The sequence below is a fragment of the Zavarzinella formosa DSM 19928 genome (assembly GCF_000255705.1).
Classification (GTDB): Bacteria; Planctomycetota; Planctomycetia; order Gemmatales; family Gemmataceae; genus Zavarzinella; species Zavarzinella formosa.
Window position 1 is genome coordinate 576 of sequence record NZ_JH636465.1, and the last position, 252, is coordinate 827.

At 71.0% G+C, this 252-nt stretch carries 1 protein-coding gene; it reads left to right on the forward strand.

The annotated features are described in order from the left end of the window. Positions 1-252, forward strand: a 252-nt coding sequence (locus BGIM_RS65470; protein ID WP_193789110.1) for a hypothetical protein, incomplete at both ends; no start/stop codon positions are given.

Here is a 252-nt window from a genome sequence, read left to right on the forward strand (position 1 = left end):
TTTGTTGCGCAGCGGCGACCCGAAGAGCGCGAAGGACCTGCTGGTGTCGCAGCGGGACAGCGTGCGGGTGGTCGGGGACCTCGGGGAGGCGACGCGGCAGAAACTGCTGAACAAGATCGAGCTGCTGCTGACGGACGTGGGGGCGCGGGGCGACGCGATCGTGCGGGCGCGGGCCGAGGAGAACGAGCGGATCGCGCGGGCCCGCCAGAAGCTGATGGTGTCGGACCAGACGGTGGCGCGGGAGGAGCGGAT